We start from the raw sequence: 24,814 nt of genomic DNA on the forward strand, positions 1-24,814 counted from the left end.
AGGCCTAATTATGAAAAAAGCAATCTTCACTCTCGCCATTGGCGACAACCCCATGTATCGGGCTGCCATTTCGAGCTTCAAACAATATGCGGAAAAGGTCTCGGCCGATCTCATCATCTCAGATCGCCTTCACTACAAACTCCATGTAAATAATAAAAAATTTGATGCTAGTCCCGCCTGGTCTGAAAAGCTATATATGCAAGAAATCCTCAAAGAATATGATCGCGTACTCTATCTAGATGCCGACATGCTGATTTCTCCTTGGGCGGAAAATATATTTGAACAATGTCCCGAACTCGATACCGTCTACATGTTTAATGAGGGCGCGCACATTGATAGGTCTCAACAGGCAGCTCAAATTAATCAAGTGCTGGGCGACGTAGAATGGCCCATCGATGATGGCAAAATGATCTATTTTAATTCAGGCATGATTTTGGTTTCTAAGCAGGCTGGCCTGTTCGATAACGCTAGCGCAGAAGAGATGCAAAAGATCTGCAACGAAGTGAAGTTTTACGATCAAACCTATATCAATTATTTGATTCGTAGAGATAAAATCAAAAGTGTTTGCGTAGATAAACGCTTTAATCGCATGCCGCTATTAGGTGCTGAGAATTATCAGGAAGCAAGCTTCATACATTACGCAGGCAGAGGCTATCGCGGGAAGATTCCCATGAGAGAACTCAAGTATATTGCCGATTACTGCGACATGTATAAAGAGAGCCTATCAAGGTCAGAGATATTAGAATACAAGCAGCAGGCTTGGCACTGGTACATGCTGAAACAACAGCGAAAAACCAAGCTGCCTATCCCTCTTCTTAGCTGGATATTTGGTCTGATACACCCCTCTCAAAAATACTAATCACCAACACAAGAATGTAGGGGCAATTAATGTCGCCCCTACGCTCACCCTTTGCTTATATTTTATGCACACGCCCGATAAAAAAGCTCAACACCCCCTACAAAAAAATTACACTCTCAACTCAAAAACAACATAAAAACGAGTAAATTCGTATAGTTATAGATAATGAGTTATACAGAGTTTAGGTTTCTACTTAACTCACGTTTATGTCCACTAGCTTAATTATCACCACCTATAACTGGTCTGCAGCACTGAATGTCGTGCTCGCCAGTGTGGAAAAACAATCTTGCCTACCCGATGAGGTGATCATCGCCGATGATGGTTCAACGGCAGAGACAAGAGAGCTTATCGCCCGCCTAGCAACCGACTTTCCCGTGCCCCTGGTTCACAGCTGGCATGAGGATAAGGGCTTTAGGCTATCGACCAGTCGCAATCGCGCTATTCGCCTTGCCAAGCACGAGTACATCATAATGATCGATGGCGATATGGTTTTACACCCGCACTTTGTCGCCGATCACCTAGCCATAGCCGAGCCAGACTGCTTGGTTACGGGAAAACGCATCAAGATGGGGCCCAAGCTCAGCAGCAAGGTATTATCTGGAATGAGTCAGCCAAGTTTGCTTTCTCGCGGGATCGCCAGAGGACGGAAGCTCGCGCTAAGAAGCCAATGGCTCAGTCAGCGGTGCGGATGGGGTCAACCAGACTCGGTTGAGGGAATACATGGATGCAATCTTGGTTTTTGGCGTCAGGATGCGTTAGCAATTAATGGCTTTAACGAGGCGTTCGAGGGGTGGGGACCAGAGGATAAGGAATTCGCCCTACGGATGTTTCATAACGGCAAATGGCGTAAGCGGGTCAAATTCTACGCCGTCGCCTTTCATCTGCATCATAAGGAGAGTTGTCGCCAACAGCTAGAGGTCAATAGCCAATTATTTCACAGCACTTTGAAAAACAAGTCTATTCGCTGTGCCCAAGGCATTGCCGAACTGCCTAGTCTTTAACCGCACTCGAATCGTCAGCAGAGGGCAAGATAATCGGCGACAATCTTGTCGATATTGACCTTAGCTAAAATATCACTCTGGGCCAATGGCGGGTAACTGACCAACGCCTGATTAATCTTGCGACTCAAGGCATCAGCATCCCGTCGGGGCACTAGATACTGTGCAAGCTCGCCGGTCATTATCTCATCTGGGCCATGGGGACAAAGAGTGCTCACCACAGGCGTTGAGCAAATCAGCGACTCAATCAAAACTGTGGGCAAGCCTTCATAATCCGAACTTAACACCAGCAGTTTCGCCCCTTTGATCCAGGGAAAGGGATTAGCCTGAAATCCGGGGCAAATGATACGATCGGCCACGCCATGCTTTCTGGCGAGCTTCATCGCCTTCTTGGGGTTATTGCAAAGCAGCACCAGTGGCAAGGGATTGTCCATCTTGGCCAGCGACTTAAACAGTATGTCGTGGCGTTTCTGACGTGCGACGCGCCCGACATGAATAAGATAATCCCCCTTGGGAATATCCGGGATCTGCTCTTCAGCCTTTACCTTTATCGCTTCGACATCGAATGGATTATAGATGGTGCGCATGCTGCGGGGCGCGATACGCCCACTTTGTCTTATCTCTTGTTCTATCCCACGAGAAACAGTGATCAACGCTTGGCCGTTCAGTGCCCGCTTGGCCCTGAGCATAGTGAGATAAGCCAGAGGTCCAAGTTTACGCTCGCGCATTAACTCCTCTTCGATAGAGTTATGTACCACGATATAGAGCGGCGAGACCTCGGCGCGGGTCAACAACAAGTTACTCTTATCCAGATTAGACAAGATAAGATCGAAACAACCATAGGTTTGCTCGATTTCGTCGATCCACTGCTTTACCCGTGCGGAAGAACGACCCAGTCGCCACCAGGAGATGATATGCCGTTCGCGCGGTTCGAAACAGATATGCAGGGGAATATCATCGGGCAACCCATAGTCATATTGAGGCATGAGCACTAAGAGGTGGGGCTCATGCCCCTGACGTTTAAGCTCGGCGGCTAAAGTGAGCACAATTTTTTCTGCACCACCACCAGCTAGACTATCTATGACTAAGGCAATACGCTTAGTGCTCACCGGCCAGCCCTAATAATCTGGCGATCTCGGCCATACAGATATCCAGCCCCTTGGCATCGGCCTCGCTATCCATTCTGGCTGTGAGCTGCGCGACTGTCTGCGGTTCCAGCAGGCGCTGAGCCTGAGCAGACATAGTCTGTACATCGATATCACTACTAAGAGCTAGGCCTCGCTGCACGCAGCGCTGAATTCGCTTGGGTTGATCCTTAGAGACGGCCACCGTCAAAGTGGGCACCTTAAGCGCTATCGACTGTAACAGGGTATCGCCGCCGCTGAGCACAGCCCCTGCGGCACCATCGAGCAGATTGATAAATTCCAGGCTTGAGAGCTGCTCTATGGCTATCACGCCGTCAAGCTGAGGCAGACTTTTGGGATAGTTAGGGCCATAAACCATGACGCAGCGCATGCCCGTCTGTTGGTAACAGGCCTGGGCCACCTCGGCAAAACGCTCCGCCGCCAGGGTTGATCCCAAATAGTGTCCGCCAGAGCCTGCGCTATAGAGAAGATACTCTTTAGGCTGCAGGCCATATTTTTGCTGTAACTGACGCTGCAAACTCTCATCTGGCCGGGCAAAGATAGAACCGGTAAAGATAGGCTCAGCGCGGTTGATCAAATTAAGCTTCAAACGATCGAAGCGGCTGATATCGCCAATCACAAACTCAGGCTGCACCACCCAATGACTGTCGGTCACCAATGCCCGCTCCAACTTCATGCCGCGGGCGCGTTTACGCCTATGCTGGCTAACGAAAATCACTTTGGCGCCGCTACGATTAGCATGCTTGAGCTGCGCCTTACGTCCGGCGGCATCAAAGATCACCAGATCTGGCTTTAAACGCGAGACCAATTGATTGACCTCTTTCACTCGCTTGGTTGGGGTATCATTGACCAGATGGGTCGGATAGGGACAATCTTTGGCGTAGGGCGCATGGCTATTGAGCACAAACTCAATCTGGGCTTCAGGCCAACGACGCTTGATCTCATCGGCCACTATGGTGGAACGCATGTATTCACCTATCCCTTGTTCGCAGGAGACAGGTACAAACAAAAATTTTGGCGCCACTGACATCGACGATATCCCTAACAATGCATGGGGCAAGCCCATGCTCCTTGACAGCATGATCTAGCGGACTGTGATCCAACTGACCAATTAAACCTGAAGTCTACCATCATTGGCACTCTTGTTGCGAGAGACGATCAAATTGCTCAAGCACAGGCGCTACCTGAATCAACGCCATCAAATGCTCGCCCTTGGCGCGCGTCCCCCAAGGCACACTACCGCTTTTTTGCTGGGCAATCGCCTCTTCATAGACGCTGACCACATTGTTTAAACAGGTATATGGGCCTGTCCGCCCAGGATTAGAGTGGGCATAGAGACCGATAACCGGCGTGCCCTGAGTCACCGCCATGTGTGCAGGTCCAGTGTCTGGCGCCAACACTATGCTTGCCTGCTTGAGCAGCGCCAGCAGTTGCGTCAAGGTAGTTTTGCCCACCTGATTCTCTATGCGGGCATCGCCATGTGTGAGGATGGCCTCGGCTAACTCCCGCTCCATCGGTACAGGGCCACCGCATAGTATGACGCGATATCCCTGAGCCAAGGCATGGTCAGCCACCTGAGCGTAACGCTCTGGTAACCAGTTACGCTCGGCCTTACTCGCTGCCGCGCAGATCACTAAGGTTTTGTCGCCATCAGGGATCAAGCCTCTGGCAAACTCGGTATCTGCGGCGGGTACGGGAATGTCCCACTTGGGCTGAATATCTGTCACACCCACGGCCTTGGCAAACCCCATGAATCCCTCAAGCACATGGGGAGTCGCCAGGGGTTCAACTCTGTGATTCGTTACCAGCCACTGACCCTCTTTGGCACGAGCTCGGTCGAAGCCCACACGTATCTTAGCCGGGATGGCTAATGAGGCGAGTGTCGCCCTGAGTGCCACCTGCATATGCAGCAGCAGATCGAAACGACGTCCTTTAAGGGCGCTGCGCAGGTTAAAGTAGCTGCGCCAGCCTTGGGACTTATCGAAGATCACAAATTCTATATCCGGAAGATGCTTAAGCAACTGATACTCCACCTTGCCAATCACCCAAGTGATCTTAAGCTGTGGATATTGCCGCTGAATGGCCTGCACCATGGCCACCGCATGACACACGTCACCGATGGCAGATAAACGTAGAAGACACAAAGATTGGGCAGTCTGCAAATTCAAGCTCATATAGGGGCCATTGAGAGATTTAAGGGAGTAAGGATCCGCACCGAGTTTAATGTAGAATGTCCCTAGGTTCCATGATTAGGCCGCCATGGGCATAAAAAAACCAGTTTCGCGGCCGGGTGACAGGATGAAAATTCTCAACACGCCAATTCCAGATGTCAAACTGCTCGAACCTCAGGTATTCGGCGATGAGCGTGGCTGTTTTTTCGAAACGTTTCGCCAAGACGATTTCAAGCAACAGATAGCGGATCTCGACTTTGTGCAGGAAAATCAAAGCCACTCGGTGCAAGGCACCCTGCGAGGACTGCACTATCAACTGACCAGCCCCCAGGGCAAGCTTGTGCGTGTGGTTTACGGTGAGATCTTTGATGTCTGCGTCGATCTGCGCCGCAGCAGCCCAAGTTTTGGTCAGTGGACGGGGCATATCCTCTCTGCAGACAACAAGCGCCAACTCTGGGTGCCCCCGGGATTTGCCCATGGTTTCTATGTGCTCTCAAATCAGGCTCACTGCCTCTATAAGTGCACCGACTACTATGCGCCCAATGACGAGCACAGCATCAAATGGGACGATGACGCCCTCAACATAGCCTGGCCTTTGCTAGCCGAGCCATCGCCGATACTGTCAGCCAAAGACCTGGCTGCCAGCTCGTTTAGTCAGGCCGCATATTATGATTAAAGAGATGCATAACCCTCTCGCTCGGCGCCGTATCTTAGTCACTGGTGGCGCCGGTTTTATCGGCTCAGCCTTAATCCGTCATCTGATCGCCCTAGGCGATTGCCTGGTGGTGAACTATGACAAGCTCACCTATGCTGGCAACCTGCTATCACTCAAATCTGTGGCGCAAGATCCCAACTACCATTTTATCCAGGCGGATATCAATGATGGCGACACACTGGGCAAAGCCCTAAGGCAACACCAGATTGATCTGGTGATCCATCTGGCGGCGGAGACCCATGTGGACCGCTCAATCGAGGGGCCGCGAGCCTTTATCGACACCAATATTGTCGGCACCTTCGAGCTGCTGCAGCAATGTCTAGACTATTACCGCAACTTGCCGATAGAGATGGCGGCGCGCTTTCGTCTGCACCATGTCTCGACCGACGAGGTGTTTGGCGACTTGGGCGACTTAGGTGAATTGGGTCATGCGAGATACTTCAACGAGCAGTTCCCCTACGCCCCCAGTTCACCATACTCGGCCAGCAAGGCCGCAGCAGATCATCTGGTCAAGGCCTGGCATCGTACCTATGGTTTACCAGTTGTGCTATCTAATTGCTCCAATAACTATGGGCCCTATCAATATCCGGAAAAGCTCATTCCGGTTACCCTGCTCAACGCTCTGCAAGGCAAGCCTATCCCTATATATGGCGATGGCCAACAGGTTCGTGACTGGCTCTATGTCGAAGATCACGCCAAGGCGCTGTGCCTGGTCGCCGCAAATGGTGAAGAGGGAGAGAGCTATAATATAGGCGGCATGAATGAGATGACCAATCTCGATGTTGTCAGCCTAATCTGTGAGTTACTAAATCAAAAAGTCGCTGAAAAACCTCACACTATTAGCGATTTCAAACAGCTCATTCATTTCGTGAGCGACAGACCTGGCCATGATACCCGCTATGCCATCGATGCCAGTAAAGTCAGCCGAGCCTTGGGCTGGCAGCCGAGTGAAAGCTTTGCCAGCGGGCTTGAAAAGACGGTCAGCTGGTATCTCAAGCATCTGGATTGGTGCCAGGCCGTTACGGACCAGACACAATGAAACCTATCTTAGTGATCGGCAAACATGGACAGCTTGCCCAGGCCCTAAGTGCAACTCAACCAGAGCACTACCAGGTTGACTATCTTGGCCGGCAAGCACTGGATATCTGCAATCATGTCCAGCTCAGGCAGCGCATCACAGAAAAGCAATATGGAATAGTGATCAATGCCAGCGGCTATACTCAAGTCGACGCAGCCGAGACAGATAGCCAGGCCGCCTTCGAGCTCAATCATCTGGCGGTAGAGAACTTGGCCGAGCACTGCGCCAGACACGCCATTGGACTTATCCACCTCTCAAGCGACTATGTTTTTAATGGAGTATTCGATGGGCAGCTGCCAACACCTTACCGTCCGAGTGATACTCCCCGTCCTATCAGTCGTTATGGCGAGTCTAAATGGCGTGGTGAGCAGTCGGTGCTGAAGTACAACGAAGGCCATGCCTGCATAGTGCGGACCGCTTGGCTCTACTCTCCCTTTGGGCATAACTTTGTTAAGACCATGCTGGCCCTGATGCGCCAAGGCAAAGCGCTTAGCGTGATTGACGATCAGTGGGGCACACCCACCTCGGCCATCGCCTTGAGCCAATTTATCTGGCAGCTCACAAAGGTTTCGTCGCCGTCGCCCATCTATCACTGGAGCGATCTTGGCGTGACAACTTGGTATGAGTTTGCCCGACAGATTTCAGCTACCGCCAACGCCTTAGGCCTACTTAACCAAGCGGCAACCATCAACCCCATCAGCACTCAGGCCTATGGTGCGGCGGCGCCTCGCCCGCGATACAGCGCCCTGGATTGCAGCCAGTCCCAGGCGATTTTGCAAGCCAAAAGCTGGCAAGAGAATCTCTATCAGGTGCTACAACAAGTGTCGAAAGAGGGCTGACAGGGCGCCAATATCGGGTACAATCTTCCCTTAGCAAACATCCAAGCCCGTTGAGCCAGTGAATCTATGCAATTAAAACCTACCGATGCCGGCTATATCGCCTTTCGTCACCCCTCGCTCAAGGCGATCACCCCAGACTGGTTCACCTTCGATTACTGGCAAGAGCTGGGCGCCGTCACAGGTTCATCCAAAGGGCGTTACACCACTTGGTTTGTTAAGCCTCACCCCTTGGTGAGCACAGAGAATGAAGAGTGGGTACTCAGGCATTATTATCGCGGCGGAATGATGGAAAAAGTCAGCCGTGATGCCTATCTCTATACCGGGCTGAAACGTTGCCGGGCGATTGCCGAATTTACCCTGTTAGAACAGCTTTTCGAGGAAGGTTTTGCCGTGCCGGAACCCGTTGCGGCTCAGATAAAGCGCAGTGGCGTCCATTATCGCGGCGATATCATTATTAAACGCATTCCCGGCGCTCAAGATCTTGTCGCCGTGCTGAGCAAAACCCCCATGTCTGAAGCTCAGTGGCAAGCCCTTGGCACAAGCATTGCCAAGTTCCATCGCCGCGGCGTTTACCATGCCGATCTCAATGCCAAAAACATACTGCTGGCCGATGACACTTTTACCCTGATTGATTTCGACCGTGGTGAGATCCGCAGTCCCGACAGCAAATGGCAACAGGCCAATCTTGATCGCCTGCTGCGTTCCTTCAAGAAGGAGCAAGGTAAGTTACCCTCGCTGCATTTTACCGAGGAGAATTGGCAGCAACTATTAACCGGTTACGCCAAGCGATAAGAAAGTCGTTAGAAGCGCGCCCAAGCCAGGCGCGTTATGCATCGATCAAGTCACATGCAAGGGCTAGCTGCGCCGCCAACGCGCCCTTGTTAGTATCTACTACCTTAAGCCCTGCCTCTCTGGCCACAATATAGGCCGCCTTATCATCAAAGCGACTCACCAACTGCTGAGCCAACTCATCGGCTGACGACACCAGCTGTAATGCGCCAGCCTCTTGCAACAACTGGGTGATTTCGGCGAAATCCCAGTGATGAGGACCGACATAGACAGGCAAGCCCATGGCAGCAGGCTCCAAGGGGTTATGCCCACCGTTTTCAATCAGGGTGCCACCGACAAAAGCCTGATCCGCCGCGCCATAGAAACTGAGTAATTCGCCCATAGTATCGCCGAGCACCACCTGAGTGTGTTCATCCACCGTCTCTAGGTGACTGCGCCGCGCTAGTGTAAAGCCAGCCGCCTTGACCCGGCTGGCTGCAGCCTCAAACTGCTCCGGATGTCTTGGCACCAATACCAGTAATGCTTGAGGAAAGCGTATTAACAGGCTCTTATGGGCCTCTAACATAAGATCAAACTCACCGGGATGCACACTGCCCGCCACCCATACGGGTGTCTCCATTCGCTGCCACTGTTTCCTTAGCTGTTTAGCTTTCTCTAACAGTCCTGGCTGAATCGTCAGATCGAACTTAAGACTTCCCGTCACTTTCACCCGCTTGGCATCGACACCCAAGTCGATAAAACGCTGCGCCGCCTGGGTGGACTGGGCTGCAATCAGATCCAGTGAGCGCAACATGGGCAGCGACAATCTAGGGCGACTCTGATATTGCTTGGCCGACTTCTCCGACAACCTGGCATTGGCCAGCATCAGCTTAATGCCTCGCTTCTTAGCCTGGTGAATGAGGTTGGGCCAAAGCTCAGTTTCCATGATGATCAACTGCTTAGGCTGTAGCTGCCCCAAAAAACGCGCCACACACAAGGGCAGATCGAAAGGGAGATAACAATGCTGCACGCTGTCGCCAAAGGCTTTAATCACCTCTGCCGATCCGGTAGGGCTGGTGGTGGTAATGGTAATGTTCAATTTGGGGTAGGCGGCACGTATCTGCTTAATCAAGGGAATAGCGGCCAGAGTCTCGCCCATAGAGACAGAATGGATCAGCAGATCTGTCGCCTCAAGGGATGACAAGCCAAAGCGCTCCGACCAACGGCCTCGGTAATCAGGGCTCTTAAGGGCTCGAATGGACAGATATACCAGCAGTAACGGGGTCAGCAAATACAATAATGCTGAATATAAAGGACGATTCATATCAGTCGGCACTTGAATAGGGCAAAGGATTCATTAGGGTTAATAGTAACATAAGCCAGACAGTAAGCGTCAGATAAGCCAAATGAACCCTGGAGACTCGCCTGTTACGCGAAATATAAAATGGCAGAAAAACAGCGTGTTATTAGTCACTGGTCTGAGTAGCCATAGATTGACATTTGCCCGCTGGCTGTTAACTTTCAACTGGAGCCTTTACTCAATTCTATTCCATGGCCATTAACCGACCTCATTTAGGATCAAGATGAAAACCCGCGACAAAATCGTCCACGCCAGCCTAGCCCTGTTTAACGAACATGGCGAACGCAGTATCACCACTAACCATATTGCCGCGCATCTAGGGATTAGCCCTGGCAATCTCTACTACCACTTTCGCAATAAAGAAGACATTATTCGCTCCATCTTCAAGCTCTACGAACAACACCTGGAGTCAGGGTTTCAACCCTATGAAGGCAAGAAGGTGGATGTTGACCTCTTGATCGGCTACTTCGATGCTCTCTTCTATACCCTGTGGCAATTCCGCTTCATGTACGCCAATCTGGTGATCATTCTCAGCCGCGATGAGGTGCTTAACAAAGAATATACGGTTACTCATGAACAGGTACTTAAGCGGGCCACCAGCATCCTGACCCAGTTAAAACAAGATGGTGTTCTGGTGATCGACGACGAAGAGATCACCCCGCTAGCCGACACTATCCGTATGGTAGCCTGTTTCTGGATAAGCAACGAACTCACCCACTCAGAGACCACCAGGATCACCAAAACCTCCCTCTATGAAGGTCTGCTAAGGGTATTAATGATCTTCAAGGCTTACGCCAGCGAGTCGGCCAAACCTACCTTTATTCGACTAGAACAGCATTATAAAGCACTGGCCAAAGCGGAGCAGGAAGAAGACTAATCCTGCTTACCATGCCCTCTTCGCCGCCGATATTCACAGGCGGTGGTTGTAGCATTTCGCATTATTAATTGTTATGCGAAAGTTAAGTTAGCACTAGCTTAGTTAATAGCGCAAAAAAAAATGTGGCGCTGGCCGGGTTTAAGGTTAGAATTCGGCCAGCCTAGCGCTATTCGTATCCAGGGCCGAGCCTCTGCTGGCAAGCATGCCAGCGCAAAAAGATGGTTAAAACTGAACTAAACTTAGTCAGTCATTGATCAAGGTGACGCCAGACGACGACAAGCCTGACTTATGCGTAACAGATGGTTCCTAACTTATCGCCTTTACTCAAGTTTTGGATATTCCCCAAGACACAGGGCAAAGCATAAAAACTAAAATGAGACAAAAAAGAAGGAGACTACAGGTGGCAACGACCTCATTCTACGATCAAATCAATCAGCAGCTGGCTGAAGTGAAAGCGGAAGGCTTATACAAGAGCGAGCGCGTTATTGCCTCTCCTCAAAAGACTGAAATCGAAGTCAACGGCCATGAAGTGATGAACTTCTGCGCCAACAACTATTTAGGCCTGGCGAACCACCCAGAGCTGATCGCCGCTGCACAGCAAGGCCTGAACGACCATGGTTTTGGTATGGCGTCGGTGCGCTTTATCTGTGGCACTCAAGATATTCATAAACAGCTGGAAGCCAGCCTGAGTGAATTCCTCGGCATGGAAGACACCATACTTTACTCTTCTTGTTTCGATGCCAACGCAGGCCTTTTTGAAACCCTGCTGGGCGCCGAAGACGCCATTATCTCTGACGCTCTGAACCATGCATCAATTATCGACGGCGTGCGCCTGTGTAAGGCAAAGCGTTTCCGCTACGCCAACAACGACATGGCCGATCTGGAGACCCAACTGCAAGCAGCCAAAGCAGCTGGTGCCCGTCACATCCTCATCGCCACCGACGGCGTATTCTCTATGGACGGCGTGATTGCCAACCTAAAAGGAGTCTGCGACCTAGCCGATAAGTATGGCGCTCTGGTCATGGTCGATGACTCTCACGCTGTGGGCTTTATCGGTCAAAACGGTCGTGGTACTCACGAATATTGCGATGTGATGGACAGAGTCGACATCATCACAGGTACCCTGGGTAAGGCATTAGGCGGGGCGTCAGGCGGATTTACCTCAGCGAAGAAAGAGGTCGTCGACTGGTTACGTCAACGCTCGCGTCCTTACCTCTTTTCAAACTCGCTGGCACCTTCTATCGTCACCGCCTCAATCCATGTGCTGGAGATGCTAAAGTCTGGCCAGGCACTGCGCGAAGCCGTATGGGAAAACAGCCGTTACTTCCGCGAAAAAATGACTGCGGCAGGCTTTACCCTGGGCGGCGCGGATCATGCCATCATCCCAGTGATGATTGGCGATGCCAAATTGGCGAGCGATTTTGCTAACCGTCTGCTGGAAGAGAACATCTATGTGATCGGTTTCTCCTTCCCTGTAGTTCCTAAGGGTCAGGCACGTATCCGCACTCAGATGTCAGCCGCCCACACTCGCGAGCAGCTAGATCGCGCCATCGATGCCTTCACCCGCATCGCCAAAGAGATGGGAATTATCTAGGAGTCTATCGATGAAAGCCTTAAGCAAACTCAAGCCTGAAGAAGGCATCTGGATGGTTGATGCGCCAAAACCTGAAGTTGGCCACAACGATCTATTGATCAAGATCCGCAAGACAGCCATCTGCGGCACCGATGTCCATATCTACAACTGGGACGAGTGGTCGCAAAACACCATTCCTGTGCCTATGGTCGTTGGTCATGAATATGTAGGTGAAGTGGTCGAAATTGGCCAGGAAGTACGTGGTTTCCAGATTGGCGATCGCGTCTCTGGCGAAGGTCATATCACCTGTGGTCACTGCCGCAACTGTCGTGCGGGCCGCACTCACCTATGCCGCAACACCTCTGGTGTCGGTGTTAACCGCGAAGGTGCCTTTGCGGAATATCTGGTTATCCCAGCCTTCAACGCCTTTAAGATCCCCGACGATATCTCTGACGATCTGGCTTCTATCTTTGATCCTTTCGGTAACGCGGTACACACGGCACTGTCGTTCGACTTGGTAGGAGAAGATGTGCTGATCACAGGCGCAGGCCCTATCGGCATCATGGCCGCCGCCGTTTGTCGTCATGTTGGCGCGCGCCATGTGGTGATCACCGATGTGAACGAATATCGTCTGGAACTTGCCAAGAAGATGGGCGCAACCCGCGCCGTTAACGTGGCCAAGGAGAAACTGGAAGATGTGATGCAAGAGCTGGGCATGACCGAAGGGTTCGATGTCGGCCTCGAGATGTCAGGTGTTCCGGCCGCCTTCCACTCCATGCTAGATACCATGAACCACGGCGGCAAGATCGCTATGCTGGGTATTCCCGGCGGTGACATGGCCATCGACTGGAGTAAGGTGATCTTCAAAGGACTCATCATCAAAGGGATTTACGGCCGTGAGATGTTCGAGACCTGGTACAAGATGGCCAGCCTGATCCAATCGGGTCTGGATATCTCACCTATTATCACACATCACTACAATGTCGATGATTTCCAAGCAGGTTTCGACGCTATGCGTTCGGGCCAATCGGGCAAGGTTATCCTTAGCTGGGATTAATCCCTTAGCCTAAGCCATACGGGGCTGTACTCTCACAGCCCCGTGTTGCACACTTAACTTATCCCTCTTTATTCATTACAGGTTGATTATGTCTGCTTTCCAACACCTGAGTGTGAATCAACTCATTCAGATGCTCGACGAAAATAACCATGTGCAGGTAGTCGATATTCGCGACGGTGCCAGCTTTGAGGCGGGGCAGATCCCCGGTTCAACGAATCTCAACAACGAAAATCTGGCCCACTTTATCGGCGAAGCCGATATGGATAGCCCCTTGGTCGTGGTCTGTTATCATGGCATCAGTAGCCAAAATGCCGCGCAATATCTGCATGAGCAGGGTTTTGATGAGGTCTACAGCCTGGACGGTGGCTTTCAGGCCTGGCGAGAAGCCCACTAACTGCAAGAGGTCATCCTATGCTGGAACTTGGTCATCTTCCCAACGAACGTGCCGCACAGGCATTGATCGATTACCTTAAGGGACAGGGCATAGACTGCCAGCTACAGCATGCTGAGCATGGCGTCATACTCTCTGTAATGAAAGAACAAGACTATGGCATAGCCAAGCAGGAGTATGACCACTTTATTCGCAACCCCTATGAAGACAAGTATCTTAAAGCCTCCTGGGACAACGGCACCACAGGCACTAAGATAGATTATGGCGCACCGGGACTGCAGCTGGTTACTCAGTTTTTATCGGGTGCTGGCCCCTTGACCCTCAGCGTCATGCTCAGCTGCACCTTAATCTATCTCGGCTTTATCTTCGGCTTTGCCAATCCTATCTTCGAGGCGCTCTCCTTCTTTGGCGCCGACCCGGGCAGCGATGTCAGTCAGGTATGGCGAGTATTTACTCCGAGCCTGATGCACTTCTCCGCCATGCATATCATCTTTAACCTGCTCTGGTGGTGGTATCTGGGGGGCAAGATTGAAAACAAGCTAGGGGTGACTCCCCTTTTAACCTTACTACTGATCGCAGGCACCCTGCCCAACCTGCTGCAATATGCCATAGGCGGGCCTAACTTCGGCGGCCTGTCGGGTGTGGTCTATGCGGTTGTGGGTTACACCTGGATCATGGGCATCAAACGTCCCGAGAAAGGAATAGGCCTGCCCCCTGCCTACATAGGCTTTATGTTGGTCTGGTTAGTCTTCGGCTTCACCGACATGTTCGGTCTCTCCATTGCCAACGGGGCCCACATCGGCGGCCTGTTAGTTGGACTAGCACAGGGCTTTATCGACAGTCGTCGACGCACCTAATACCCGCCTAAGATCGAAAAAGGGACCTACAGTATGTGGTCCCTTCTTCAATTTACTGAAATTACGCCAGCTCAATCACCTTCTTCACCAGCTTTTCAATACCTATATGGGCCTGGGCAATATTCTCAGCCAACATATAGGCAGGTGTACTCACCAACTTGCGGGGCTCATCTACGACTATCTGCTCAACATTAGCATCCACATGCTCGCCGCCCATCAGGTTAAACGCGTGAGCCGTGTCGCTGTCGTGCCCTATCGTCCCTTTAGCTTTCTCGCCATAAAGCTTAGGGATCATCACAGGTGAAATACAGATAAAGCCAACAGGCTTATGGGCCTCAACGAATTCGTTAATAAAGGCCTTAACGCTAGGTACCACCTCACACTCGCTGCCAACCACGGCAAAATTACACAGGTTCTTCGCCGCGCCAAAACCACCAGGGATCACCAGTCCATCGAAAGCCTCGATATCCAACTCATCAGTCGCCTTAATATCGCCGCGGGCAATACGCGCCGACTCCACCAGCACATTACGATGCTCATCGGCCGCCACTTCCCCCGTCAGATGATTTACCACATGCATCTGCTGGATATTGGGAGCAAAACATTGATAGCTTACTCCGGCCTGAGTCAGCGACAGCAGGGTCAATACCGCCTCATGAAGTTCGCTGCCATCGAACACGCCCGCTCCGCTTAATAAAACAGCAAATTTTTTCATTAAAAACTCCTTTGATAGACCGAATAGTTTTAACAATCAAATAACAAAAGGCTTGATCTGATTATTTTTCATGCTAAGTTAGTTCATCGACTCTAACAAGGCCGAACCATTTCGCCAAGTCAGAGCATAAATATGGATGACAAAATAAAAAATCCACAAATTAGGAAATTTTACTCGGAAGTAATACCTAGTTCACAAAAAAATATAATACAAATAAAAATCAACAAGTTACATCACCCGCTTAAGTTCGTCGTCGTGATCCCAACTCGCTGAAACTTTTTTAGCTCACAGACTTATCCACAGGCTGCTGAGTAATTTGGCGTGGCCGAAATCGCCCTAATATGGCATGCTAGCGCCATCATCGCATACCGAAAAATAGATAACATTATGCCTAATATCGCTGAAAACCCACTCGTCCTTGTGGATGGTTCTTCCTATCTTTACCGCGCTTACTATGCACCGCCGCATTTGACCAACTCCAAGGGTGAAGCCACGGGGGCCGTATATGGCGTGATCAACATGCTACGCAGCCTGCTCAAACAATATAAACCAACCCAGATGGCCGTGGTCTTCGATGCCAAAGGCAAAACCTTCCGCAATGAGATGTATGCCGAATACAAGGCTCATCGACCGCCGATGCCGGACGATCTTCGCAGCCAAATCGAACCGCTGCATCGTATCATTCGCGCCCTGGGCCTGCCTTTGGTCTGTGTTCCCGGCGTTGAAGCCGATGATGTCATAGGCACCATCGCTAGACAGGCGAGCCAAGAAGGCCGCGCCGTACTGATCAGCACGGGCGATAAGGACATGGCGCAATTGGTGGATGAGCAGATCACCCTAATCAACACCATGACCAACACCATCCTTGGGCCTCAAGAAGTCAGCGAGAAATTTGGTGTCGGCCCAGAACTGATTATCGACCTATTAGCGCTGCAAGGCGATAAGGCCGATAACATTCCTGGCCTGCCGGGCGTTGGTGAGAAAACAGCGCTGGCAATGCTTAATGGCGTCGGCGGCATTAAGGAGATCCTCGCCAATCCAGAGAAAATGCCAGAACTCGGCTTTAGAGGCGCCAAGACCATGCCAGCCAAACTCGCCGAACATGGCGACATGCTCCAACTCTCCTATGAGCTGGCGACCATCAAGTGTGATGTCGAACTGGAACAAGACTGGCACCAACTCAATATTCAAGACGCCGATCGCGACGAACTGATCAAATGCTATGGCGAAATGGAATTTAAACGCTGGCTAGCCGAGGTGTTAGACAATAAATCAGCACCAGAAAATCAAGATGAGGCCGACGAAGCGCCGGCGCCTCAAACCGTGGATACTCAGTACGAAACCATTCTTACCTGGGAAGCTTTCGATGAGTGGCTCAAGGCGCTGACCACAGCGCCGCTGTTTGCCCTGGATACAGAGACCACCAGCCTCAACTATATGGAGGCCAAACTGGTCGGGCTATCTTTTGCCATCGAGCCAGGTAAAGCAGCTTACCTGCCACTGGCACACGATTATGCCGATGCGCCAGAACAGCTCGACAGTGAGCAGGTGCTCGCTAAGCTAAAGCCGATATTGGAAGACGCCAAGATACTTAAAGTCGGCCAAAACCTTAAGTATGACATGAGCATACTGGCAAATGTCGGCATCACACTTAGAGGTGTGGCCTTCGATACCATGCTCGAATCCTATGTGTTCAATTCGGTCGCGTCTAAGCACAATATGGACGACCTGGCACTGAAGTATTTAGGCCATAAGAACATCAGCTTTGAGGAGATAGCAGGTAAAGGGGTAAAACAGCTGACCTTTAACCAGATCTCACTGGAGACGGCCGCACCTTACGCCGCCGAAGATGCCGATATCACTCTTAGACTGCACCAGCACCTCTGGCCAAGATTAGAGAAGGCGGGAGAACTTGCCAGTGTATTTACCGACATAGAACTGCCTCTGGTCAGCGTCTTGTCACAAATTGAGCGCCAAGGGGTATTGATCGATAGCATGGTACTAGGCCAGCAAAGTGAAGAGCTGGCACGTAAGATCGATGAACTTGAGCAGAAGGCCTACGAGATAGCCGGCGAGCCATTTAACTTAAGTTCCACCAAACAGCTACAAGCCCTCTTCTTCGATAAGCTTGGCTACCCTGTGTTGAAAAAGACACCTAAAGGCGCACCATCCACCGCCGAAGAGGTATTGGTCGAGCTGGCACTGGACTATCCGCTGCCTAAGATCATCCTGGAGCACAGAAGCCTGTCTAAGCTCAAGAGCACCTATACCGACAAGTTGCCACTCATGGTCGATGGCAAAACCAGCCGGGTACATACCAGCTATCATCAGGCCAATGCCGCCACGGGGCGTCTGTCATCCAGCGAGCCTAACCTGCAGAATATTCCTATCCGCACCGAAGAAGGACGCCGCATTCGCCACGCCTTCGTAGCGCCAGAGGGGCGTAAAATCCTCGCCGCCGACTATTCGCAGATTGAACTCAGGATCATGGCGCACCTGTCGCAAGACAAGGGGCTACTTACCGCCTTTGCTGAAGGTAAGGATATTCATCGCGCCACCGCCGCCGAAGTGTTTGGTGTCGATTTCAGTGAAGTCACCAACGAGCAGCGTCGCCGCGCCAAGGCGGTGAACTTCGGTCTCATCTATGGCATGTCGGCCTTTGGTTTAGCACGCCAACTCGATATTCCACGTCACGAGGCCCAGCAATATATCGACATCTACTTTAAGCGCTATCCCGGCGTGCTCAAGTATATGGAGGACACGCGTGCCGCCGCTGCCGAACAGGGCTATGTGTCTACCCTTTATGGTCGCAGACTCTATCTACCGGCCATCAAGGATAGAAATGCCATGCGCCGTCAAGCAGCTGAGCGCGCCGCAATTAACGCCCCCATGCAGGGAACCGCCGCCGATATCATCAAGAAAGCCATGATCAATATTGCTCAGTGGATCGACCAAGATACCCAAGGGGAGATCACTATGATTATGCAAGTACATGATGAATTAGTGTTTGAGGTCGACGCCGACAAAGCCGAGTCGCTTAAGCTCAAGGTATGTGAGCTGATGGCTCAGGCAGCCTCACTCGATGTCGAATTACTGGCGGAGGCGGGCATAGGGGATAACTGGGAACAAGCTCACTAACTTTTGCCATCTCAATACCAAAAGCCTCAGCCCTGCTGGGGCTTTTTGATGGATAAAGGCCTGCCTTCTCGAAAATCTAGCCCTATCTCAAGGCTGAGCTGGAAAAATCACCAAAATTAGTAATATTTTTTCACCCAAGAGCGATTTTTAGCTAAACATCTCTTTTAAGGGTAATTTTGGTAATTTTCAGATCAAAAACCTGTGCTTTTATTGAGCACATTTTTAGACATCGCTCACATTATTGTCGTTTAATACAAAAAACAGTTTCCCATAATACGGCCAATGCAGTATTATTCTCTGCGTAGGGTACAGAGGTTAAGATGTTCTATCTTTCAGACCTTTTTTATTTCACGTTAAGTGAAAGCCAAATTCTGGCGCCCCAGCAAGTTACTTGCTGGGGCTTTTTTTCGTCTGAAATTTATTTTAGAGCAAATACTTTAAATGGATGGCGATTCAGGCTATCCTATAGTCATTGAGAGCTATTGGTCTTCGACTAATAGAACTTGAGTCTTGTTGAAATTTAGCTTCTCCCCAAAAGAGCTAATGTATTTTTTGCCGATGGTGTAACCGTCGGCATTTTTTTTGCCTTCAATAAACTAGGTATAAAAAAACGCCTCCTAAAATAGGAGGCGCTTCACTTGCCTATCGATATCACTACTCTTGTTCAGCGTCGGCCAAGGCCTCTACCAACCAATCTGGGTGGCACCACTCATTGAGTATGCTCAGCACCTTAGGTTTACCCGTTCCCTTTAGCGAGGAGAAAGGCTCAACCTTAACCCCATCACCAAAGTCGGCTAAGGCCTTACGTACCTCGTTAACCGTCTTCATCTTGGCGCTTTGGGCTAACTTGTCACACTTGGTCAGCAGCGCCAGTACGGGAATATTGCAATCCACCGCCCACTCAATCATCTGCATGTCGAGATCTTTGAGGGGATGGCGTATGTCCATCAGCACCACCAACCCACTTAAACAGGCTCTCTCTTGCAAATATTGGCCTAACGCTTGCTGCCATTTTTTCTTCATCGCCAATGGCACCTGGGCAAATCCATAACCCGGAAGATCCACTAATCGTCTGTGTTCATCGAGTGCAAACACATTAATTAACTGTGTACGTCCAGGTGTCTTACTGGTTCTTGCCAGGTTCTTCTGCTCAGTCAATTGGTTTAATGCGCTCGACTTCCCAGCATTAGAGCGACCAGCAAAGGCGATTTCGACGCCTACATCACCGGGCAAGTGTTCATCTAAATGCGCAATATCCGGCGCACTAATCAAAAACTTGGCCTGTCGAAAATCGATACGAGAATCAGTCACTACCCACTCCAAAAATTGTTATTTCTTCAGTTTAAATATCGAAGACTTGCTTACATTTGCACAATTTCGTGTAAAATATTACCCCGATCACATAAATCATATTTTATCACGCTTGCAGGTCACTCTCGTAAGCTCAGGACAAAAAATTTAACTAAAAGTTGGAACGCCATGAAAAAGTTAGCTATTGCGCTATCAATGTTAGCCACTCTATCAACTCCGGCTCTAGCAGCAGGTGATGCTGAAGCGGGAAAAACTAAAGCAATCATTTGTTCTGCCTGTCACGGTGTTGATGGTAACAGTATGATCGACATGTACCCCAAGCTTGCGGGTCAACAAGAAACCTACCTGAAGAAGCAGCTAACCGAATTACGTCAAGCTGCTCACACAGGCGGTAAAGAAGGCCGTAACGATCCTATGATGAGCCCAATGGCGGCAGCATTGTCTGATCAAGATATCGAAGATTTAGCGGCTTACTATACTTCGCAAACGCTTACCGTTAGCGAAGTAAAAGATGTGCCTGAACTTGGCGAACAACTATATAAAGGTGGAGATGCCGTACGTGGTATAACCGCATGTATCGCCTGCCATGGTCCAAGCGGCCAGGGTTCTGAAGCTGCCGGCTTCCCAGCAATTGCAGGTCAGCACGCTAACTACATCAAGATCCAGCTGAATAAGTTTCATGATACAACTCGTAACAACGACTTAAACGGCATGATGCAGGATGTTGCCAAGAAGCTTACTAGCGAAGACATCGAAGCATTATCTAAATATATATCAAGCATTAAGTAAATTATTGCTAGATAGTCAAAGGGTGGAAGTTTCCACCCTTTTTTACACTTCCAACTTTACGTTTACGTAAACTGTATAAAATTGGTGCTTGACATAGATCACAGATTTCGTTTTAATTGTGCCCGTACCGAGGTGAACCCAACTGTTTGTATAAAATCTATCTAATAACAATGAACAGATTTCGGTATGTAAAATCATTTAAGATATAAGAATAAAGTTAAGCAAAAATAATAATAATACTTAGACCACTCACTAAAAATAATAAGAGAAGTACTTCGCATCTGAAGTCAGGTCATTATGATTTAGTAAGGATATTGGTTAGGAAGGCCAATGCGCTAATTAGCATTTTCCTTACAGTTCAGAAAACAGTGGAACTGCTTACTGCTGAACTTAAAAGTAAACCTAACAAGGATGGTTTATTAGGCGTCAAAGATGACGATATGGATTGTGATGTGTCAAGAAGACCATCTACGGAAGCTGTGGTCAGGAAGGCGACAGGGAAAGAAAAAAAGCGTCTGGAAGACCGAAAACTAAAATAACTATGCATGGAAAGCAGATTAAAAAATAAGATGGAATCCGACTGGGAAAGTCGCATAGCAAGTAAGGATACTTGGAATCAGAATTGAGTACCTTTGGTACTTTTTGGAAGGCGACAGTCATACTGTCGCCTTTTTTTATATCTAAGCAAAAATACGCTTCTGTTTAGCCTTAGGCTAAAGTAAATTAATTAAGCGAAGACTGTCGAATCACTTTTATAGAGTCATGCCTCACCCATGCGAAGATGCCCCCTGTGCACTAGCGACAATACCTCTCCTTTCTATCAAGATAGAAAAAGATCTATCTATCGATGTAAACGTTGCATGCTCCTGTTTGCCGATGCCAGCTCCCACCTTCCCCCAAGCGCCGAATTGAAGCGCTATCGCTCGGCCAATAGTAAGCACAAACCGCTACAGCAATTCTTATCCAGCCTGATCACACAATGTGAGCAGCAGATTCAGGGGCCACTGCTTGGACTCAACTTCGGGCGTCTACTGGAGCAGCAGGCCATGGATGCCATCGAGGCAAGAGGGCATACACTCAATCAGTACGATCCAAACTTCGCTGCGGATCACACCCTGCTGCGACTAAAATACGACTTTATCTGCTGCTACCGGGTATTTGAACACTTTCGCTTTCCGGGAAAAGAGTGGCAGTTGCTCTGCTCGCTACTCAAACCCGGTGGATGGATGGCTATCAGTACCCAGTTACTCACGGAGTTACAGGGCTTTCCTAAGTGGCACCACAAGAACAATCTGACTCATGTCAGCTTTTATCAGGAAGCCACCTTTCAATATTTGGCACGCCAGGCCGAGTTTAGGCTATTATTCGCGTCAAAGGATCTCATTTTGGTGCAAAAACCAACAAGATCTGGTATAACACGCGACCCAAGTTCACTTATCTAACCACTAGGTTAAATAGGTTCACGATTTTTTGTAGTTGAGATTAACGTTATGTCCCGTAAAAAAACGCGCAAGATCAATGAGAATGCGCCAAAACGTCCACCCAGAACGAAGAAAGAAGACCGTGTCGTCACAGGTAAGAAGCGGAAGTCGGGTAATAAAGCGGGTAGTCGACATAACGAGCAGCAGATCCAGCAGCAACAATCGGGTGCAGCGCAAGCCAAAGATCCACGCCATGGCAGTAAGAAGCCGGTAGCGCTCAGTCTGCCAGCGACTGTAGCGGTCGAGAAAAAACCGAAGGCGCCTAAGATGAGTGATGAGCAGAAGCTGTTGAAGCTAGAGGAAGATCCAAGACTCAACAAACTTCTCGATATGATCGAAGAGGGCCGAGATCTCAATGCTGACGATCAAGCCTGGCTAGAGAAACAGCTCACCGAAATCGAGCGCTTGATGGAACGCTTAGGCATCTCAGAAGAAGATGACTTAGAGCATGTGATGCAAACCGCTGCCCGCTCTGACGACGATCTCCTCGATAAGTTCGAATCTGGCGCCGATCTGCTAAAAGACTATCAAGAGAAAAATTAGCCCTAAAGACGCACACAAATGGCATCAGTATTGATGCCATTTCTCTATCCCACCTAGATAAACACAAACCTGGATCTCAACATGACCACGACGTTACTCATCATTGGTGCCCTTATCATCCTAGGTCTTGGCGGCTATGCCCTGCATCTGCTGCTTAAGCTGAAAAAACAAACGCAGCAGCAGGCTGCCCAATTAGCCGCACAGCAGGCGGCCAGTGAAGCGCGAGAGAAAGAGTTGCTGGGCAATATTCACTATATTGCTGCCGCCATGCTTGAAGAGCGTTGTGAATTGTCCGAAGGAGTGATGCGTATCGGCAAGTTGTTTGAGATCTTAGGCCAGAGTGAACAGGTACAACATCAATACCCTGCTTTCTTTAAGCATTTTGATATCATCAAGACTCATCCCATCATGGAACAGCGCAAAGCGTTAGAGAAACAGCAGCGCATGAAGCTCGACTTCGAAAGAATGAAATCAGAAGCCGCACTTGAAGTCGAAATCACAGAAGAAGCCAAACTCCTGGTGAAAGCATACGCCCATCTCAGCCACTAACATTAGGGCGTGAGTCGGCGCACAAAAACGGCTTTAAACCAAGACATTTAAGCCGAAAACAAGGATATTCGTCAGCTAACATAAATTGCAGTGCCAATTTGCAACCTGGATCAATGTTATTCACTCAATAACATTGCATACTTCGCTAGTTGCTAATTTACCACCTTCGGAGGACACGCCTTGAAGCAGCCCACCCAAATTAGTTGGGATCAGTCAATGATCGAAAAATACAATTACAGCGGTCCCCGTTATACCTCTTATCCGACCGCTTTAGAATTTGACGACTCTTTCACCGAAGAAGATCTGCTCACCTCTATTGCCAACAGTAAGAGCAATAAGCTGTCGCTGTATCTGCATATCCCTTTCTGCGCCAAGCTATGCTACTACTGTGGCTGTAATAAGGTGATCACCCGCCATCAGCATAAGGCGGATCAATATATCGAGTACCTTGCCGCAGAGATCGTCAAGCGCGCTCCGCTGTTCAAACACTATCAAGTCACCCAGATCCACTGGGGTGGCGGTACACCGACTTTCCTCAGCCCTGAGCAGATCCTCAGACTGTCGGCACTACTCAAAGAGCATTTCAATATTGCCGACGAGGGAGAATACTCTATTGAGGTCGACCCTCGCGAAATCGAGCTATCCATGCTCGATACCTTAAAAGAAGCGGGCTTCAACCGCATCTCGGTCGGCGTGCAAGACTTTAACAAAGAGGTTCAGATTGCTGTTAACCGTGAGCAGGATGAACAGTTTATCTTCGACCTGATCGCCAAGGCGAAAGCCATGGGCTTTGTGTCGACTAACATAGACCTTATCTACGGCCTGCCGCACCAGACACCTGAAAGCTTTGCAGAGACCATGCAGCGAGTACTAGATCTGTCTCCCGATAGACTGTCAGTCTTTAACTACGCCCACCTGCCAGCACGCTTCGCAGCACAGCGTAAGATTAAAGATGAGCATCTGCCGAGTCCGCAGCAAAAGCTGGAAATGTTGCACCAAACTATCGAGACGCTGACCGGCGCAGGTTACCAGTATATCGGTATGGATCACTTCGCTAAGCCAGATGATGAACTTTCTATCTTGCAAAACGAAGGACGCCTGCACCGTAACTTCCAGGGTTATACCACCCAAGAAGAGTGTGATTTGCTCGGCCTTGGGGTGTCATCAATCAGCCAGATTGGCGATTGTTACGCCCAAAACCAGAAGGATATTCGTCCTTACTATGAATCGGTAGATGAGAAAGGTCATGCGCTGTGGAAAGGCTGCAAACTCAACCGCGATGACGAGATCCGTCGCGTGGTGATCAAGCAGCTCATCTGCCATTTCGACCTGGATATGGCCAAGATAGATCAGCAATTAGGCATTAAGTTTGAAGAGTACTTTGCCGAAGATCTTAAACTGCTCCAAACCTTTATCGACGACAAGTTGGTTGAGGTGAACGACAGAAAGATCACCGTTGGTGAAACGGGCCGCCTGCTTATCCGTAATATCTGTATCTGCTTCGACGTTTATTATCGCGATAAGGCACGTCAGCAGCAGTTCTCTCGGGTCATCTAACACCCGACAGACAAAAAAGCCGATGATTATTCATCGGCTTTTT

The 24,814-nt window shown here is 49.8% G+C and carries 23 protein-coding genes; 17 read left to right on the forward strand and 6 right to left on the reverse strand.

The annotated features are described in order from the left end of the window. The first annotated feature begins 10 nt into the window (after positions 1 to 10). Both CFF01_RS18315 and CFF01_RS18320 read left to right on the forward strand, forming a co-directional pair. The gene (locus CFF01_RS18315) at positions 11 to 859 is read left to right on the forward strand and encodes a glycosyltransferase (RefSeq protein ID WP_088905746.1); all 849 of its coding nucleotides are present in this window, start codon (positions 11 to 13) and stop codon (positions 857 to 859) included. A 206-nt stretch (positions 860 to 1,065) separates the two neighbouring features. After that, positions 1,066 to 1,860 (forward strand): glycosyltransferase family 2 protein, encoded by a 795-nt coding sequence (locus tag CFF01_RS18320; RefSeq protein ID WP_088905747.1) that lies wholly within the window; start codon positions 1,066 to 1,068, stop codon positions 1,858 to 1,860. A 14-nt stretch (positions 1,861 to 1,874) separates the two neighbouring features. Here the strand turns inward: CFF01_RS18320 and CFF01_RS18325 are convergent, their stop codons facing one another. From CFF01_RS18325 to CFF01_RS18335, 3 genes are all read right to left on the reverse strand, one after another. Then, positions 1,875 to 2,966 (reverse strand): glycosyltransferase, encoded by a 1,092-nt coding sequence (locus tag CFF01_RS18325; RefSeq protein WP_088905748.1) that lies wholly within the window; start codon positions 2,964 to 2,966, stop codon positions 1,875 to 1,877. Continuing rightward, on the reverse strand, positions 2,956 to 4,032 hold the full coding sequence (locus tag CFF01_RS18330; RefSeq protein ID WP_088905749.1) for a glycosyltransferase family 9 protein: 1,077 nt from the start codon (positions 4,030 to 4,032) through the stop codon (positions 2,956 to 2,958). The genes CFF01_RS18325 and CFF01_RS18330 overlap by 11 nt, the downstream gene beginning before the upstream one ends. Before the next feature lie 100 nt (positions 4,033 to 4,132). Next, a complete protein-coding gene (locus CFF01_RS18335) occupies positions 4,133 to 5,176 on the reverse strand; it encodes a glycosyltransferase family 9 protein (protein WP_088905750.1) in 1,044 nt (347 codons plus the stop codon). A gap of 124 nt (positions 5,177 to 5,300) precedes the next feature. On the opposite strand from CFF01_RS18335, the gene rfbC reads away from it, so the two are divergent. From rfbC to CFF01_RS18355, 4 genes are all read left to right on the forward strand, one after another. Continuing rightward, positions 5,301 to 5,849: a dTDP-4-dehydrorhamnose 3,5-epimerase gene (gene rfbC / locus CFF01_RS18340; protein ID WP_088905751.1), complete on the forward strand. Its 549-nt coding sequence runs from the start codon at positions 5,301 to 5,303 to the stop codon at positions 5,847 to 5,849. 4 nt (positions 5,850 to 5,853) lie between these two features. Then, positions 5,854 to 6,927, forward strand: a complete 1,074-nt coding sequence (gene rfbB, locus CFF01_RS18345) for a dTDP-glucose 4,6-dehydratase (RefSeq protein WP_232479478.1) — start codon at positions 5,854 to 5,856, stop codon at positions 6,925 to 6,927. Next, entirely contained in the window at positions 6,924 to 7,805 is an 882-nt protein-coding gene (rfbD, locus tag CFF01_RS18350) for a dTDP-4-dehydrorhamnose reductase (RefSeq protein ID WP_088905753.1), read from the forward strand. Before rfbB ends, rfbD begins: the two co-directional genes overlap by 4 nt. A 66-nt stretch (positions 7,806 to 7,871) precedes the next feature. Further along, positions 7,872 to 8,597 (forward strand): 3-deoxy-D-manno-octulosonic acid kinase, encoded by a 726-nt coding sequence (locus CFF01_RS18355; protein WP_088905754.1) that lies wholly within the window; start codon positions 7,872 to 7,874, stop codon positions 8,595 to 8,597. A gap of 34 nt (positions 8,598 to 8,631) precedes the next feature. Here the strand turns inward: CFF01_RS18355 and waaA are convergent, their stop codons facing one another. Then, the gene (gene waaA, locus CFF01_RS18360; protein WP_088905755.1) at positions 8,632 to 9,897 is read right to left on the reverse strand and encodes a lipid IV(A) 3-deoxy-D-manno-octulosonic acid transferase; all 1,266 of its coding nucleotides are present in this window, start codon (positions 9,895 to 9,897) and stop codon (positions 8,632 to 8,634) included. A 259-nt stretch (positions 9,898 to 10,156) separates the two neighbouring features. On the opposite strand from waaA, the gene CFF01_RS18365 reads away from it, so the two are divergent. The 5 genes from CFF01_RS18365 to glpG all read left to right on the forward strand — a co-directional run bounded on the left by CFF01_RS18365 (position 10,157) and on the right by glpG (position 14,688). After that, positions 10,157 to 10,810 (forward strand): TetR/AcrR family transcriptional regulator, encoded by a 654-nt coding sequence (locus CFF01_RS18365; RefSeq protein WP_033540369.1) that lies wholly within the window; start codon positions 10,157 to 10,159, stop codon positions 10,808 to 10,810. Positions 10,811 to 11,210: 400 nt separating this feature from the next. Next, positions 11,211 to 12,404 (forward strand): glycine C-acetyltransferase, encoded by a 1,194-nt coding sequence (locus CFF01_RS18370; RefSeq protein WP_088905756.1) that lies wholly within the window; start codon positions 11,211 to 11,213, stop codon positions 12,402 to 12,404. Between the two features lie 10 nt (positions 12,405 to 12,414). After that, positions 12,415 to 13,440 (forward strand): L-threonine 3-dehydrogenase, encoded by a 1,026-nt coding sequence (tdh, locus tag CFF01_RS18375; RefSeq protein ID WP_033540371.1) that lies wholly within the window; start codon positions 12,415 to 12,417, stop codon positions 13,438 to 13,440. A gap of 88 nt (positions 13,441 to 13,528) precedes the next feature. Next, a complete protein-coding gene (gene glpE, locus CFF01_RS18380) occupies positions 13,529 to 13,834 on the forward strand; it encodes a thiosulfate sulfurtransferase GlpE (protein WP_088905757.1) in 306 nt (101 codons plus the stop codon). Between the two features lie 17 nt (positions 13,835 to 13,851). Beyond that, on the forward strand, positions 13,852 to 14,688 hold the full coding sequence (glpG, locus tag CFF01_RS18385) for a rhomboid family intramembrane serine protease GlpG (RefSeq protein WP_088905758.1): 837 nt from the start codon (positions 13,852 to 13,854) through the stop codon (positions 14,686 to 14,688). A gap of 61 nt (positions 14,689 to 14,749) precedes the next feature. On the opposite strand, the gene elbB is transcribed toward glpG, so the two are convergent. Continuing rightward, positions 14,750 to 15,403, reverse strand: coding sequence for an isoprenoid biosynthesis glyoxalase ElbB (gene elbB, locus CFF01_RS18390; RefSeq protein ID WP_033540374.1), 654 nt, complete (start codon positions 15,401 to 15,403; stop codon positions 14,750 to 14,752). A 387-nt stretch (positions 15,404 to 15,790) separates the two neighbouring features. Between elbB and polA the strand changes: the two genes are divergently transcribed. Further along, on the forward strand, positions 15,791 to 18,541 hold the full coding sequence (polA, locus tag CFF01_RS18395) for a DNA polymerase I (protein ID WP_088905759.1): 2,751 nt from the start codon (positions 15,791 to 15,793) through the stop codon (positions 18,539 to 18,541). Between the two features lie 654 nt (positions 18,542 to 19,195). Here the strand turns inward: polA and yihA are convergent. Beyond that, the gene (gene yihA, locus CFF01_RS18400; protein WP_033540376.1) at positions 19,196 to 19,852 is read right to left on the reverse strand and encodes a ribosome biogenesis GTP-binding protein YihA/YsxC; all 657 of its coding nucleotides are present in this window, start codon (positions 19,850 to 19,852) and stop codon (positions 19,196 to 19,198) included. Between the two features lie 168 nt (positions 19,853 to 20,020). Between yihA and CFF01_RS18405 the strand changes: the two genes are divergently transcribed. From CFF01_RS18405 to hemN, 5 genes are all read left to right on the forward strand, one after another. After that, the gene (locus tag CFF01_RS18405) at positions 20,021 to 20,641 is read left to right on the forward strand and encodes a c-type cytochrome (RefSeq protein WP_033540377.1); all 621 of its coding nucleotides are present in this window, start codon (positions 20,021 to 20,023) and stop codon (positions 20,639 to 20,641) included. A gap of 773 nt (positions 20,642 to 21,414) precedes the next feature. Next, a complete protein-coding gene (locus CFF01_RS18415; protein ID WP_033540379.1) occupies positions 21,415 to 22,083 on the forward strand; it encodes a methyltransferase domain-containing protein in 669 nt (222 codons plus the stop codon). A 48-nt stretch (positions 22,084 to 22,131) separates the two neighbouring features. Next, positions 22,132 to 22,665 carry a Der GTPase-activating protein YihI gene (yihI, locus tag CFF01_RS18420; RefSeq protein ID WP_088905761.1) on the forward strand — a complete coding sequence of 178 codons (534 nt, stop codon included), beginning with the start codon at positions 22,132 to 22,134 and terminating at the stop codon, positions 22,663 to 22,665. A gap of 81 nt (positions 22,666 to 22,746) precedes the next feature. Next, on the forward strand, positions 22,747 to 23,214 hold the full coding sequence (locus CFF01_RS18425) for a DUF2489 domain-containing protein (RefSeq protein WP_033540381.1): 468 nt from the start codon (positions 22,747 to 22,749) through the stop codon (positions 23,212 to 23,214). A 180-nt stretch (positions 23,215 to 23,394) separates the two neighbouring features. Further along, complete coding sequence (gene hemN / locus CFF01_RS18430; protein WP_081953858.1) at positions 23,395 to 24,771, forward strand: oxygen-independent coproporphyrinogen III oxidase; 1,377 nt, start codon at positions 23,395 to 23,397, stop codon at positions 24,769 to 24,771. Positions 24,772 to 24,814 lie beyond the last annotated feature (43 nt).

Source organism: Shewanella marisflavi (assembly GCF_002215585.1).
Taxonomy (GTDB): domain Bacteria; phylum Pseudomonadota; class Gammaproteobacteria; order Enterobacterales; family Shewanellaceae; genus Shewanella; species Shewanella marisflavi.